Source organism: Halopseudomonas sp. (assembly GCF_036960865.1).
In the GTDB taxonomy this organism is placed as follows: domain Bacteria; phylum Pseudomonadota; class Gammaproteobacteria; order Pseudomonadales; family Pseudomonadaceae; genus Halopseudomonas.
The window spans coordinates 122,116-136,772 of record NZ_JBALWE010000006.1 but is presented as its reverse complement, the minus strand read 5'-3'; the positions used below and the strand labels follow the sequence as shown (position 1 = coordinate 136,772).

Genomic DNA, 14,657 nt, shown 5'->3' with positions numbered 1-14,657 from the left:
GCCGGCTGCTTACTTCTGGCTGGCTTTGTCGAGCATGCGCATGGCGCGCTCGTTAGCTTCGTCAGCAGTTTGCTGCGCGCGTTGTGCAGCAGACAGTGCTTCTTCAGCCTTGCGATAGGCTTCATCAGCACGCGCCTGAGCGCTGGCAGTTGCGTTTTCGTTAGCGGCTACACGAGCGCTCATTTCCTTTTCCATGCTGTTACCGCAACCGGCAGCCAGCAGGGTAGCGAGAGCGACGGCAGATACTTTCAGTGCAGTTTTCATATACTTTCCCCTTGTGTAAAAGTCCTTGCTATAAGAACGCACTGCTAAGGACTCGGTTATTAAAGCTGAGTTCCCGAGCCCTCGGCAGTGCGTTCTTCGCTAGCGTTGTTAATAGTAGCAGGTGGCTTGGCGGATGAAAGTCGAGCGCGGATAAATCTCTTCTTATGAATGGCAATCAACCGTTGTAATGCGGGGCGTATTTGCTTGTTTTGATGAACCACTGAGGTAATGTGTCGCAGGCAAATAACTATAAGGATTGACCATGCTCGGAAATCTCGGCTTGCTCGCCGGCCTTGCGCTACTGATCTTCATGGCCCTGCGCGGCATCAACATCTTCATTGCATCCCTTATCTGTGCGCTGGTTGTGGCCCTGACCAATGGCCTTCTGGTATCGCAGACGTTGCTGGAGTTCTACCCCTTCGGCGCGCTGGGTGCCTTTACCTTCGCCGGCAAGTTCTTTCTGCTGTTTCTCTGTGGGGCGATTTTCGGCAAGGTCATGGCGACCAGCCAGGCTGCCAAGAGTATCGCCCTGGCGATCACTCGCAGCCTGGGCGTCAAGCACACGCTGCTGGTAGGCATGGTGGTCTGCGCGCTGCTGACCTACGGCGGGGTTGTGGTCTTTGTGGTGGTGTTCACCATGTATCCGCTGGGCATCACGCTGATGCGCGAAGCCAACCTGCCCAAACGCCTTTGGGTCGCGGCGACGTCAGTCGGCGCCGGTACCTTCACCATGACGGCACTGCCGGGCACGCCCTCGATTCATAACGTCATTGCTGCCAGTTCGCTGGGTACCGACCTATTCGCTGGCGGCTGGATTGGCATATTTGCAGCCTTGGTAATGGCAGGCCTGGGTATGTGGTACGTCGAATGGGAGTGGAAGAAAGCCAGACGCACTGGCGAAGGCTTCGTCGAGAATGCGCAGGATTTGCGTATGGAGCAGTTGGCCGATAACACCACCGAAGCGCCGCCGTGGATGATGGCAATGGTGCCTATGATGGTTGTTTTGGGCGTTATCATGCTGCCACGTCTGGTGCTGGGTTTGGCTGACTGGTCGGATAGCAGTCTGTTGGGCCGGGTGCTGCTTTTCAGCGCATCACAGCCGATCGTTTGGCCCAGCATGGCGCTGATTCTGGGTTCGTTGACCTGTGTGGTGTTGTTTCCCCGCTTGCGCCGTAACGCTGCCCAGGTATTTGGCCAAGGCGCCGATGATTCGATCATGCCGCTGCTCAACACTGCAGCGGTAATCGGCTTTGGCGGTGTGGTGACCCAGACTGCCGGTTTTGGCCACTTCGCCCAATGGATTCTGAACGTCGATATGCCGCCGCTGCTGTCGGTTTTCGCATCGGTCAGTGTGGTCTCGGCGATTGTCGGCTCCTCCTCCGGCGGCCTGCAGATTTTCATGCAGACCCTGGCGCCAAAATATCTCGAAATGGGTATCGAACCGGAGATTCTGCACCGTATTGCCGCCATCGCGGCGGGTGGTCTGGACTCGTTGCCGCACTGCGGCGCGGTGATCGCGACACTGATGATCATGGGGCTGACACACAAGGAGGCTTACAAGAACCTCTTTGTGGTTACCGTGGTGATACCGGTGATCGCCTGTCTGCTGTCGATTGCTGTGCTGATGGCGATGGGTATCGGCGTTAATCCGACGACCTGAGGGTATTTTTTGCTCGGACAGGAATCATTCTGTCCGAGCAGCGTCTATAGTGGATAACTCGTGTAACGCCTATCCAGCAGCCTGGGAGACTGACAATGACCATGAATGCCACCGTCCAGCATGACCCGGAAGGCAAACAGTTCTACGTTGTCGTTGAGGGCACTAAGGCTTATCTGGCCTACATGGATCTCGGCAAGCAGACGCTCGATATCTACCGCACCTTCGTGCCCAATGCCCTGCGCGGCAAAGGGCTGGCGGCGCAACTGACCGAGCATGCACTGCGTTATGCCGATGAGCAGGGGTATACCGTCATACCCTCATGTTCTTACGTTGAATGGTATATGGATCGCCAGTCGGCCAACGCCGAATAAGCTCAACTTCAGCCATAAAAAAACCGCCTTTCGGCGGTTTTTTTATGGCTGTCTCACAGCAAGGGGTTATCCGCGGTTGCGCTTGGGCAATACGTCCTTCAGCTTGTCATGCATGCTGCGCACGCTGCTGACGGTGGTATCCCAATCGATGCAGGCATCGGTGACGGAAACGCCGTACTGCAGCTGTGACAGGTCTTTGGGAATGGACTGGTTGCCCCAGCCAATATGGCTTTCAACCATCAGGCCAACAATGGAGTTGTTGCCTTCCAGAATCTGATTGGCCACGTTGTCCATCACCAGCGGCTGCAAGCCGGGATCCTTGTTGGAGTTGGCGTGGCTACAGTCAACCATGATATTGGGAGCAATCGAGGCTTTCTCCAGCTCTTTCTCGCACAAGGCAACGCTGACCGAATCGTAATTCGGTTTGCCGTTGCCGCCGCGCAGGACCACGTGACCGTAGGGGTTGCCCTTGGTGGTGACGATGGAAACCTGACCCTGCTGGTTGATACCCAGGAAACGGTGTGGGCTGGAGACCGACTGCAAGGCGTTGATGGCAACCGAGAGGCTGCCATCAGTGCCGTTCTTGAAGCCCACAGCCGAAGACAACCCGGAAGACATCTCGCGGTGGGTCTGCGACTCAGTGGTGCGTGCGCCAATGGCCGACCAGGAAATCAGATCCTGCAGGTACTGCGGCGAGATCGGGTCGAGTGCTTCAGTGGCCGTCGGCAGGCCCATTTCGGCCAGGTCGCGCAGCAGCTGACGACCGATATGCAGGCCGTCTTCAATCTTGAATGAGTCATCCAGATAGGGATCGTTGATCAAGCCTTTCCAGCCAACCGTGGTGCGCGGCTTTTCGAAGTAAACACGCATCACCAGATAGATGGTGTCTTTTACTTCATCGGCCAGCACTTTCAGGCGCGCGGCGTAATCCTTGGCGGCGTCGATGTCATGGATGGAGCAGGGGCCGATGACGATAAACAGGCGGTGGTCCTTGCCATCGAGAATGTCGCGGATAACCTGGCGACTTTCGACTACGGTTTTCTGCGCCGCTTCACTCAGCGGAATCTTGGCTTTCAGCTGTTCTGGGCTGATAAGAATTTCGTTGGAAGTGACGTTTAAATCATCAATTGGTAAATCGGCCATCATTCATCCCGGGAAAGTCGTGCCGGCCGCTGTTCGGCGCGACCGTTTCAAAAGAGTTCCACAGCTTAATCAAGCTTGCCCGCTTAGGCTACCCCGCAGCTCTCTATTACCCTGAAAAACAAAATTAATCGTGCCTCAGCTGAATATTCGTCTATTCATCACCGGCTTTGTCGTGTTGTTGACTGTCTTGCAGTGCCGCTGCGGATTAACATCGACCTATATCAACAACACACCCGTTTGAATGAGGCTTGTATGGATAATAAGAAACCGCGTATCGGCATTATCGGCACTGGCGCCATCGGTGGCTTTTATGGCGCCATGTTGGCAAAGGGCGGCAACGATGTGCATTTTCTGCTGCGCAGCGAGTATGACGCGGTCGTGGAAAAAGGCATCACCATCAATAGTCTGGTCAACGAGACGCTGCACCTGCATCCGGTACAAGCCTATAAAAACGCCGCTGACATGCCGGCCTGTGACTGGATATTTGTGGGTGCAAAGGCCACCAGCAATGACCTGGGCGAATTGATCGCAAAGGCAGCTGCTCCAGACGCCAAGGTCGTGCTGTTGCAAAATGGCTTGAACAACGAAGACAAGCTGCGGCCATTCCTGCCGGACAGCGTGCACCTTATTGGTGGCCTGTGCTACGTCTGCCTTTTCCGCGAAGGTCCGGGTCTGGTCAAACACCAGTTCAACGGCATGATCGATCTGGGTTATCACTCCGGCCCGGCAAACAGCGAGCAGCAGCAGGCACTGCTGGAAGAAGGTGCCGAGCTACTCAAAACCGGTAGCATTCCCACGCGCATCCTGCCCGGTGTGGATGCCGCGCGTTGGCAGAAGCTGGTGTGGAACGCACCTTTCAACGGCACCTCGGTCGTATTGAATGCCGGCACCAAGGCGCTGCTGGCCAGCGACGCCAGCCGCAAGCTGATTGGTGACATGATGGAAGAGGTCGTCAGTGCAGCCAAGGCGTGCGGTGTTGAAATGCCCGATGGGCTGGGGCAGAAGCTGCTGGCAGGCACCGCGATGATGCCGGACTATCATCCCAGCATGTACCACGACTGGCTGCACAAGCGGCCCATGGAACTCGACAGTCTGTACGGTGAAATGCTGAGCCAGGCCTCTGCTGCCGGTTGCAGCATGCCGAAAACCGAGGCATTGTTGGATCAACTGACGTTCATACAGAACGGATACCTCAACGCTGACCCAGCCTGATAAGGACCACCATGCCTGCGCTACTCGGTGACAAACTGGTAATCGCCATTTCATCGAGGGCGCTGTTCGATCTGGACGAAAGTCATCAGGTCTACGAACAGGAAGGGCTGGAAGCCTATCGGCAGTATCAGATTGCCCGCGAGGACTCACCCCTAGAACCCGGTGAGGCCTTTGCACTTGTGCAAAAGCTGTTACACATCAACAGCTTGCTTGAGGGCGATAGTCGCGTCGAAGTAGTGCTGCTGTCGCGCAACAGCGCCGATACCGGCCTGCGGGTATTCAACTCCATTCAGCACTATCAGTTGGGTATTACGCGGGCTGCCTTCGCCGGTGGCCGCAGCCCATTTACCTATATTCCTGCCTTTGGTTGCCACCTGTTTCTCTCGACTCACGCAGAAGACGTGCGTGCCACGCTGGAAGCCGGATTTGCCGCGGCCACCATACTGCCTTCGCGGCTGCGCCGCGAGACCCGCGATGAGCTTCGTATTGCATTTGACGGCGATGCAGTGCTGTTTTCCGACGAGTCCGAGCAGGTCTTTCAGCGCGAGGGGTTGGCCGCATTTCAGGCCAGTGAGCAGGCGGCAGCCCGGCAACCGCTGGGGGGTGGACCGTTCAAACCCTTTCTGGCTGCGCTCAATCGGATTCAGACCGAGTTTGCCGATGCGCCGTGCCCCATCCGCACAGCGCTTTTTACCGCGCGCAGTGCGCCGGCGCACGAACGGGTAATCCGGACCCTGCGTGAATGGAACATTCGCCTCGATGAGTCGCTGTTTCTCGGAGGACTGGATAAATCCGACTTTCTTCAGGCGTTCGGCGCTGACTTGTTCTTTGACGATCAGGAAGGCCATTGCCAACGCGCTGTGGGCGTGGTGCCCACCGGCCACGTTCCGCACGGCATCAGCAATTTCAAGGCGCCTGAATCAACCTAGGCGTGGTGCCGTAACATTGTGACAACAGGCGGTTCGTGCTTTTTACCTTTCCCTGCCGCCAAGCCTGGCTGGCAATTCTAAACTTTGCTGTATCACGTAGGTTTTATCGTCTAACCTAACTCCAATAACAACTAATCCGGTTATAAGCGGTCTACCCCCAAGCTGCACCTGTACTCCGCTGCAAAGGTGTTACGCCCAATACCAAAGCGAGGCGACCCGGGGTCGCTGAAACCGATAGAGGAACACCTGACATGAAGCTGCAGCAACTGCGCTATATCTGGGAAGTGGCCCACCATGAGTTGAATGTGTCCGCCACCGCGCAGAGCCTGTATACCTCGCAGCCGGGTATCAGCAAGCAGATTCGCCTGCTTGAGGACGAGTTGGGTGTCGAGGTCTTTTCCCGTAGCGGCAAGCATCTCACTCGTATTACCCCCGCCGGTGAGCGCATCATCGCCACTGCTGGTGAAATTCTGCGCAAGGTCGACAGCATCAAGCAGATTGCTCAGGAGTTCAGCAATGAGCGCAAGGGCACCCTGACACTATCGACCACCCACACCCAGGCGCGCTACGCCTTGCCGCCGATCATCAAGAAGTTCATCAGTGCTTATCCGGATGTGTCGCTGCACATGCATCAGGGCACACCGATGCAAATCTGTGAGATGACCGTGGATGGCACCGCCGATTTCGCCATTGCCACCGAAGCGCTCGAGCTGTTTTCCGACCTGGTGATGATGCCTTGTTACAAGTGGAATCGCTGCGTGATCGTGCCCAAGGGGCACCCGCTGACCCATATCGACGAACTGACGTTGGAAGAGTTGGCCGCGCATCCGCTGGTAACCTACGTCTTTGGCTTCACCGGGCGCTCGAAACTGGATGAGGCTTTCAGCAACCGCGGATTGTCACCCAAGGTGGTTTTTACCGCGGCCGACGCCGATGTGATCAAAACCTACGTGCGATTGGGGCTGGGCGTTGGCATCGTGGCGCACATGGCCGTTGATCCGGTGGCTGATCCCGACCTGGTGGTCATCGACGCCAGCAAACTGTTTGAGGCCAGCGTCACCAAAATCGGCTTCCGCCGTGGCACCTTTCTGCGCGGTTACATGTATGACTTTATCGAAACCTTTGCACCGCACCTGACCCGAGAAATGATTGATCGCGCACTGCAATGCAGCAGCCGACTGGAGCTGGATGAGTTGTTTGCCGAGGTGGAACTGCCGGTGTTGTAATCGCGACTGGCAACAACGCAAAATGCCGGAGCATCAAGCTCCGGCGTTTTGCTTTCTGACCTGCTGATCCTGAGGTATTGCTACTTAGCTTTTGGCAATCAGGTTGCCGGCGTGCAGTCCACATTCCTTCTGGGTGGACTCTTCCCACCACCAGCGGCCCTCGCGCTCATGCTGGTTGGGCAGTACTGGCCGGGTGCAGGGCTCGCAGCCGATGCTGATAAAGCCTCGTTCGTGCAGCGGGTTGTAGGGGATCTCGAGCATGCGAATGTAGTTCCACACATCTTCGCTGGTGTAGTTGGCCAGCGGGTTGAACTTGATCACATCGTGCTCGGCGGTGGAGAACGCGGCATCGCGCTCGATCACCGGTACGTCGGCACGGGTGGGGCTCTGATCCTTGCGCTGGCCAGTGATCCAGGCATCGACAGTGGCTAGCTTGCGGCGCAGCGGGGCGATCTTGCGGATACCGCAGCACTCGCCGTGACCACTTTCATAGAAGTCGAACAGGCCCTTTTCACGTACGTAGGCTTCGAGTTGCTGGTGATCAGGCGACAGTGCCTCGATCTGAATGCCGTAGTGCTTGCGCACCTGCTCCAAGAACCGGTAGGTCTCGGGGTGCAGGCGGCCGGTATCCAGGGTGAATACCTTGATGTTGGGGTTGATCTTCCAGGCCATGTCGAGCACGACTATGTCGTCGGCGCCACTGAACGACAGCCACAGGTTATCGAAGTGTCCCAGGGCCAGTTCGAGGATTTTTTGCGGCGACTGCTTGGCGTAGTCCGCCGCCAGTTGTGCGGTATCAAAATTTTTCATGGGCATCAGGCTCTCTATCCCGCGGTGTCTGTATTGTTCACCGTTCTATGGGCTGGAAGTCTAACAAAGGGTCTTTAGTCCATCCTCTTTTATTTGGTTATATTTTTATGCAGTTATGGTAGGTGGGCGAGGCTTACGCAGGCTTTCTCGTTGCGCCTTGGGGCGCTTGCCGGTAGATTGTGCGGCATTGAAATTACCCTGATCAGGAGAGTTACGTGGAAATTGCCTGCCTTGACCTTGAGGGCGTATTGGTCCCCGAAATCTGGATAGCCTTCGCCGAAAAAACCGGCATTGAAGAACTCAAGGCGACCACCCGGGATATTCCTGATTACGATGTGCTGATGAAACAGCGCTTGTCCATTCTTGATAAACACGGACTCAAACTGTCTGACATTCAGGAAGTGATCGCGACCTTGAAGCCGCTGGATGGCGCGATTGAATTCGTCAACTGGCTGCGTGAGCGCTTTCAGGTGGTGATCCTGTCGGATACCTTCTATGAGTTCTCGCAGCCATTGATGCGCCAGCTGGGCTTCCCGACACTGCTGTGCCATCGCCTGATTACCGATGAAAACGACCGGGTTGTCGATTACCAGCTGCGCCAGAAAGACCCCAAGCGTCAGTCGGTGATTGCCCTGAAGAGCATTTACTACCGCATTATTGCCGCGGGTGATTCCTACAACGACACCACCATGCTCTCTGAGGCCCACGCCGGCATTCTGTTCCACGCGCCGGACAACGTGATTCAGGAGTTCCCGCAGTTCCCGGCGGTGCACACCTTTGAAGACCTGAAGAAGGAATTCATCAAGGCATCCAATCGCGAGTTGGCACTCTAAGCCGGTTACGCGATAAGCAGCAGTAACAACAAGGCCCCCGCAAACCGTGTTTGCGGGGGCCTTGTTGTTTGCGCTAACGGCTACCCGTGACGAGCGAACAGACGTTGAAGCAGCCCGGTGGGTTGATAGCTGAATGCGTTCAACAGCTCCGCTACCGTGGTTTGACGCTGTTCCTCATCGAATGCCAGAGCGGCTTTGAGTTGGGGCCAGCAGTGGGCAGGCAGTTTGTCTGGTTTGCGCAGCGAATCGCCTTGTTCCATGCATTTCGCCTGTTTGGCGGTCAGTCTGCTGTAAGGATGATGGCCGCTGCTCAGCTCATACAGAATCACTGCTATCGCGTAGAGATCGGTGGCTTCACTCAGTTGCCCGCCTTCCAGTAGTTCAAGCGCTGCGTAGCGGGGCGTCCAGGCGGCAATGCGCTTACGGCTCAGGCGGGGCAGGCCCGGCAGCAGGCCTTGCACCGGCTGCCCCAGGCCGTAGTCAAATAAACGCAGGCCATCGGTTGAGAGCATCACATTGCTGGGCTTGAGGTCGCCATGCAGCACGCCCAGGCCGTGCGAGGCCTGCAGTGCCTCCAGTAGCGGCACCGCAATCTGTTGCAGTTCAGTCCATTCCAGGCCATCCGACCGCTCGCTGATCAAATGGTCCAGCGTCGGACCCTTGAGCAATTCCATGGTCATGAAGGCGCGCTGGCTGGTGCGGTCGACGTTGAACGCATAGAAGCGGATGACGTTGCTGTGGCGCAAGCGGCTGGTCAATGCAAATTCGCTGTAAAGCAGCGCATTGGCGTCCGGGTATTCAGCAAACTCTTCGTTGAGTGTTTTCAGTGCTACGTAAGGATCGGGATCACCGTACTGCTCGCGCAGCAGGTCGCGCGCGCGGTAGACGGCGCCCATGCCGCCAACGCCGAGCAAGCGTTCAATGCGATAGCGGTTGCTCAGTACGTTCGGCAGTTCACCGTGGGGCTTTACGGCTGGCACGGCCGCTTTTGCGGGCTTTCCGGCCAGATGCGATCCGGCGGGGCTGTTGACGGAATCTAATGCAGTATCCATTGCGTGCTCCTTGTGCATTATCGGCGCATGACCACCGCGCTGATGTTGTCGCGCGCGGGGCCGGAAAGGGCATGAGAGAAGAGGTAGTCGACTGCCGCCTCAGGCGACAGCAGGCCCAGGGCGTGGCTGAGAATTCCGGTTGAGACCGATTGGTAGAGACCGTCGCTGCAGAGCAGCAGGGTGTCACCGGGCTGCACGCTGAACTCGAGAATATCGAGCACCAGCCGCTCGTGCGCCCCCACGGCGCGGGTCAGCGCGTTGGCTGCCGGGTGCCGGGCCGCCTCCAATGGGTCGACCTGCTCCTCGTGAATCAGCTGCTGCATCAGCGAATGGTCACGTGATAGTTGATACAACCTTTGGTTGCGCCATAGGTAACAGCGGCTATCGCCGGCCCATAGACAGACGGCGCGCTCCTGATTGCCGAGCAACGCCACGACGGTGCTGCCCATCACGGCATCCGGTTGATCGGCCGTGACGGTGACCTCATGGCCGAGCCGGCGGTTGACCACGTGCAGCGCCTGACGCACGCGGCGCACCTTTTGGTCGAGATTGCCATTGAGCGAAAGTTCGGCAATCTCCTCGACTATCAGTCGGCTGGCCAGGGCGCCATTGAGGTGGCCCCCCATGCCGTCGGCAACCAGCCAGATACCGCGTTCGGGCTGCGCCAGCACCGAGTCTTCATTACGCTCACGTACCTTGCCGCGGTCGGTGCGGGCGGCGCTTTTCCAGCAGCTTTGCAACGCCTCCATCAGAGCCGCGCCGGCAGTTCAAAACCACGCAATACAGCGACATCGAACGGGTTCGGCGCGCGCTGGCTGTGCAGTAGGTAATTGGCGCGCAGGCCGCCAAGACTGGCTTTTAGCAGCATCACGTCGCGGTCGGTGTGGTAGTCGACTTCCATTTGGTCAAGCAGGCGGAACAGCGACCAGGCGCCGGAGCGTTGCTCCATACCCATGCGACGCCCGCCAAGGTCTTCGACCACCAGGCTGATGCGTTCTTCCTCGCCACGCGCGGGCCAACGGAAGGCACTCTGCACGATGGGACCGTGGCGATATTCCATCTGCTGGTCGCCGTAGCGGAAGCTCGCCCGGCCCAGGCTGGAATCGAGTGAATAGGGCTCCAGTTTGAAGACAATACTCGGCTCGTTCGGATCCTCGGCAAAGAAGCTGCGACGAATGGTCTGCACCCGGTTCATCTGGCCGAGAAACTCGCGCGAAATGGGCAGCGAACGACCATCCACCCGGCGCAACTGGTACTGCCCAGAGGTACCGCTGACAAAGGGCGACAGGTAGCGCTCAAAGAAGGCATCGGCGATGCCCTGATCCTTGAAGAAGGCGCGGAAATCAGCCAGATCAACATCGCTGTCGGTGTCGGTCGCGAAGGGATAACGCTGCCGCAATGAGGTGCGGTACGCGCTGTACAGCTCGGTCCGGTAACGCTGATTGAGATACTTATGCGCGTCTGACAACACCAGCATCCAGCCATCCTCTGCCACCAGCGATACCCAATTGCTGACCGGGCTGGGCAGGCTGCCGGCGCTGGCGCGTACCTGATTGATGGCATCGCGTTGGCCCTGCATGCGCGCTTTGGCCATCTCGAACGCCTCTTGCTGAGGTGTACTGGAGTTGGCCAACTGAGCCAGTTGTATCTGCAACGCGCCCATCGCCTGCAGCGCGGTGGCCAGTTGCGGACCAGGGTTGCCATCGGCATCGAGCAATTGATGCAGGGTGCCGAAGCGCTGTTGCAGTGCGGTCTGACCGGCCGTTTGCGTCAGCTGGTCGGCGGCGGCTTCGGCGCCCAGTTCGGCGACTTTCTGCAGTTGGCGCGCGCGTCGGGAGTTGCCGATGGTGCCGACTTCGTCCGGGATATCGGGTAGCTCAGGCGGCAGGAACAGGGTGTTTTCCCTGACTTCCTGGAGCAGGCGAGTGATCGGCGAGTTGGCCGCCGCCAGGCCGGACAGCTTCTCGGCGCCGGCGCCGGGCGCACCGAGCGGATCAAGCTGCAATCTGGCGATAGCATTGATCCACTGGTCGGCGTAATCCTGGAAATACAACGCTTCCATCTCGGTGCTCAAGCGCGCCAGATCGCGCGGACTGAGGTCATCGCTGTTGCCCAGCACCCAGTTGTCCTTGAGCATGTTGCGCACCAGATCGGCGCCCTGGGCGAGGAACATCTGCTCGTAGCCGCTTTTGGTGTAGAACCCGGGAATGCTGTTGCTGCGCAAGGTGAGCAGCAACGCCTGCGGACCCAGATGCTGGTCCAGGCGGTATTCGGGCAGACGCCGTGCCTGTTCCCGCAGCATACGATAGATAACGCTGGCCAGCGATTCTCCGCGCAACTGCTGGCGGGCGTCGGCGACCAAGCGTGGGTTAAGCGTGTAGGCGCTGAAGCCCGACGCCAGCAAACGCTCAAAGTGGCTGTCCAGACTGCTTTGCACGCGGTTGTTGTTGGGGTAGCGCATGGCCCATTCGTCGGCCATCCAGTCTTGCAGGTAGGCTGGGTCGCGACGCTCTTCTATGTTCAGCATCAGATAGGCGCGCAGACTGCCCAGCAGCAGCTCGCGGTCATGCATGTCGTTGCGAATTTGCGCCTCCAGTTGCTTGCCGATCAAGGGCAGGAGGTAGGTCTGCAGTGCTTCATGGTAAGCCGCTTTCAGTTGTGGGTTCACCTCGTTAGCGGGGTAGAGGCCGGCTTTCTCGTGCCAGCGCACCTCATCGGTTGGTGGAAATACCAGGGTAGCGGCATAGCGGGTGTCCAGTTGCTTGAGCAGCTGCGGGGCGTTGCTATGCGCACTGATGCTCGCCGGTTGGGCGTCGAAGAACTCACTCAGCTGGCGCAGCTGTTCAAAGCGGTCATGGTTGGCCGAAAAGCTCAGAGCCCAACTGGTGCCCAGCACAGCCAGACCGGCAAAGGCCGCTGCGTAAAGCACGCGCTGGCGTCGATGCAGGCGTTTTATTTCCCGCTCGTCCAGTCCGGCCAGCGCCGACTCGGGAAAAACGACTTCACTCAACAAGCGCTGAATGAAGTAACCCTGCTGCCGTTGCAGCGCGGGCATGGGCGGTGCCGGCATACCCAGGCTACGGCTGAACTCGTTATGTAACGGGTTATGCGCATCGGCCAGCTGCGGAGCACTGGTCAGGTAGAAGCCGCGCAGCTGGGTGGCGCGTTGATAGCGGTTGCCGGCAAAGGCCAGCTCAATGAACAGCCCCAGGTGTTCGCTCAGGCTGCCAAGCTGATGCGGAAAGTCGAGGATGCGGCCACGGCGCTGGTTGTCACGCTCCAGGTGCAGGCGTGGAATAATCTGGCTGTTTAGGCGTTGCAAGAGGGCGTCGAACTCGCTGCGTACCACGCTGGCGTCGGTGCCGTCCTGCACCGTGGTGAAGCTGGCGCCCATGACCTGATGCCGCTCATCCTGGCTGAGGTGATCGAAAAACTCGTCAAAGCCCAGGACCTGATCCGCCTTGCTGAGCACCAGATACACGGGCACATCCACGCCGAGCTGCTGGTTGATTTCAAGCAGGCGCTGGCGGGTCTGCCTTGCCAGGGACTCCAGTGCCATCTCGTTGCCGCTGAGTAGCAGGTCGCTCGGCAGGGTGACCAGAACGCCATTGAGGTGGCGACCGCGACGGCGTTGCAGTAGTTTCAGCAGGGTGCGCCAGCCGAGTGCATCCAGGTCGCTGTCGGGCTGGGTAAGGTAACGGCCGGCGGTATCGACGATGACTGCGTGCTCGGCAAAGTACCAGTCGGCGTAGTCGGTGTCTTGGATGCTGCGGGGCATGCGTTGTTCGGTGTGCTTGTTGAGTGGAAACTCCAGGCCAGAGTAATCCAGCAGGCTGGTCTTGCCGCTGGCTTCCGGGCCCAGCAGCAGATACCAGGGCAGGTCGCGCTTCCAGCGCTCGCTGCGACCGCGATACAGGCTCGAGGTGCGCAGGGTGCGCATGGCGTCGCGGAAACGCTCGTGCAGCGCCAGCTGCTGCTCGACAATCTGCTCTTCGCGGCGCAGGCGTGCCTGGGCCTGCTCGTCATCTTCTTCGGCCTTTTTGCGTCTGTCCCGTCGCCAGTTAAAGAAGACCATAGCCAGCCCCCAGCTCAGGAATAGCAGGCTAATGCTCAGCAAGCGACTGCCGGTAGACTCCCAGAAGCGGTAATCACTGACCGCCAGCAGTGGGCCAGCAGTCCAGATGAACAGGGCCAGCAGCAAGACGCAGAGCAGCGTCCAGACCCAGGTTTTGCGCAGCGTGGCTGCGGCTTTGCGTGCTAATCCCTTCATTGTGCATTCTTCCCTGCAACAGATGACGTTGTGGCCGGCGCCGCCTCGTGAATGGAATACGGCGGCATTACCTGCTCGCGCTGAGCGTCCAGCACCCAGGCGAAGCCGCCGTACAGCACCGCCAGACAGGTAAGGGTGAGGGCAGCGACCAGCCACCAGGGCGCGTAACGCACCAGACGTCGACCTTCGCTCTTGATCCCTTGCCAATGGGGCGAGATCTCGCGGGGCACGTCACCGCGAATCTGCCGAATCTGACGGAACAGGCTGTCGCGGATATTCTCCAGTTCGAGCAGGCCGCGGGGCAGTACGCGATACTTGCCCTCAAAGCCGAGCGACAGACAGACGTACATCAGCTCCAGCATATCCAGGTGCTTGACCGGGTTGCGTGCCAGCCGATCGAGCAGGATGAAGAACTTCTCGCCACCGAAGGTCTCGTTGTGAAAGCTGCTCAGCAGGCTCATCTGCGACCATTCGCTTTCGTTGCCCCAAGGCGTGGTGACCACGGCCTCGTCGAGTGCGGTGCACAGCACATAGCGGGCCCCCATGACCTGGCCGCTGTCGGTACTTTCCTGCAGAGCGCGATGTTCGAACAGCTTGATCTCGCTGACCAGTTTTTCCTTCAGCAGATAGAGGTCTTCGGACTGGTGGCTGTGCTTGAGGCGAACAATCTCCGACAGCAGGCTGGTAGCCATGCCTACCAGCGGATTAAGTCCTTGATGGGACTGTTCCGCCGGCTTGAGCCTGGCCGCATAGACCATACGCTCTTCGAGTTTTTCATAGCGCGGCGGAGCGGCAAAGTCGGTCAGTGTGCTGTTGGCCGGGCTGTGGCCCTGGCGGCTGAGGATGACGGTTTTGTCGTCCTGACTGTATTCCATTTCCCTGATCAT

The 14,657-nt window shown here is 58.6% G+C and carries 13 protein-coding genes; 6 read left to right on the top strand and 7 right to left on the bottom strand.

Annotation, left to right across the window (positions count from 1 at the left end; genetic code table 11):
* Positions 1 to 9: 9 nt before the first annotated feature.
* Positions 10 to 264 carry an Lpp/OprI family alanine-zipper lipoprotein gene (locus V7747_RS10230; protein ID WP_092283259.1) on the bottom strand — a complete coding sequence of 85 codons (255 nt, stop codon included), beginning with the start codon at positions 262 to 264 and terminating at the stop codon, positions 10 to 12.
* Between the two features lie 262 nt (positions 265 to 526).
* Between V7747_RS10230 and V7747_RS10225 the strand changes: the two genes are divergently transcribed.
* Positions 527 to 1,924, top strand: coding sequence for a GntP family permease (locus V7747_RS10225; protein WP_335615935.1), 1,398 nt, complete (start codon positions 527 to 529; stop codon positions 1,922 to 1,924).
* Between the two features lie 95 nt (positions 1,925 to 2,019).
* Entirely contained in the window at positions 2,020 to 2,295 is a 276-nt protein-coding gene (locus V7747_RS10220) for a GNAT family N-acetyltransferase (protein WP_335615934.1), read from the top strand.
* A 66-nt stretch (positions 2,296 to 2,361) separates the two neighbouring features.
* Here V7747_RS10220 and V7747_RS10215 read toward each other — a convergent pair whose 3' ends face one another.
* Complete coding sequence (locus tag V7747_RS10215) at positions 2,362 to 3,438, bottom strand: 3-deoxy-7-phosphoheptulonate synthase (RefSeq protein WP_335615933.1); 1,077 nt, start codon at positions 3,436 to 3,438, stop codon at positions 2,362 to 2,364.
* A gap of 252 nt (positions 3,439 to 3,690) precedes the next feature.
* Between V7747_RS10215 and V7747_RS10210 the strand changes: the two genes are divergently transcribed.
* The 3 genes from V7747_RS10210 (at position 3,691) to cysB (ending at position 6,805) form a co-directional block, all read left to right on the top strand.
* Positions 3,691 to 4,650 (top strand): putative 2-dehydropantoate 2-reductase, encoded by a 960-nt coding sequence (locus tag V7747_RS10210; RefSeq protein WP_335615932.1) that lies wholly within the window; start codon positions 3,691 to 3,693, stop codon positions 4,648 to 4,650.
* An 11-nt stretch (positions 4,651 to 4,661) separates the two neighbouring features.
* Positions 4,662 to 5,579: a 5'-nucleotidase gene (locus tag V7747_RS10205; protein WP_335615931.1), complete on the top strand. Its 918-nt coding sequence runs from the start codon at positions 4,662 to 4,664 to the stop codon at positions 5,577 to 5,579.
* Between the two features lie 251 nt (positions 5,580 to 5,830).
* On the top strand, positions 5,831 to 6,805 hold the full coding sequence (gene cysB, locus V7747_RS10200) for an HTH-type transcriptional regulator CysB (RefSeq protein ID WP_335615930.1): 975 nt from the start codon (positions 5,831 to 5,833) through the stop codon (positions 6,803 to 6,805).
* 84 nt (positions 6,806 to 6,889) lie between these two features.
* Here the strand turns inward: cysB and V7747_RS10195 are convergent, their stop codons facing one another.
* The gene (locus tag V7747_RS10195; RefSeq protein WP_335616074.1) at positions 6,890 to 7,615 is read right to left on the bottom strand and encodes a phosphoadenylyl-sulfate reductase; all 726 of its coding nucleotides are present in this window, start codon (positions 7,613 to 7,615) and stop codon (positions 6,890 to 6,892) included.
* 215 nt (positions 7,616 to 7,830) lie between these two features.
* Between V7747_RS10195 and thrH the strand changes: the two genes are divergently transcribed.
* Entirely contained in the window at positions 7,831 to 8,448 is a 618-nt protein-coding gene (thrH, locus tag V7747_RS10190; protein ID WP_335615929.1) for a bifunctional phosphoserine phosphatase/homoserine phosphotransferase ThrH, read from the top strand.
* 80 nt (positions 8,449 to 8,528) lie between these two features.
* On the opposite strand, the gene V7747_RS10185 is transcribed toward thrH, so the two are convergent.
* The 4 genes from V7747_RS10185 to icmH are packed head-to-tail and all read right to left on the bottom strand — an operon-like array spanning position 8,529 to position 14,657.
* Positions 8,529 to 9,500 (bottom strand): serine/threonine-protein kinase, encoded by a 972-nt coding sequence (locus tag V7747_RS10185; protein ID WP_335615928.1) that lies wholly within the window; start codon positions 9,498 to 9,500, stop codon positions 8,529 to 8,531.
* Positions 9,501 to 9,517: 17 nt separating this feature from the next.
* The gene (locus V7747_RS10180) at positions 9,518 to 10,249 is read right to left on the bottom strand and encodes a PP2C family protein-serine/threonine phosphatase (RefSeq protein WP_335615927.1); all 732 of its coding nucleotides are present in this window, start codon (positions 10,247 to 10,249) and stop codon (positions 9,518 to 9,520) included.
* Entirely contained in the window at positions 10,249 to 13,770 is a 3,522-nt protein-coding gene (tssM, locus tag V7747_RS10175; protein ID WP_335615926.1) for a type VI secretion system membrane subunit TssM, read from the bottom strand. Before tssM ends, V7747_RS10180 begins: the two co-directional genes overlap by 1 nt.
* A complete protein-coding gene (gene icmH / locus V7747_RS10170) occupies positions 13,767 to 14,657 on the bottom strand; it encodes a type IVB secretion system protein IcmH/DotU (RefSeq protein ID WP_335615925.1) in 891 nt (296 codons plus the stop codon). The genes tssM and icmH overlap by 4 nt, the downstream gene beginning before the upstream one ends.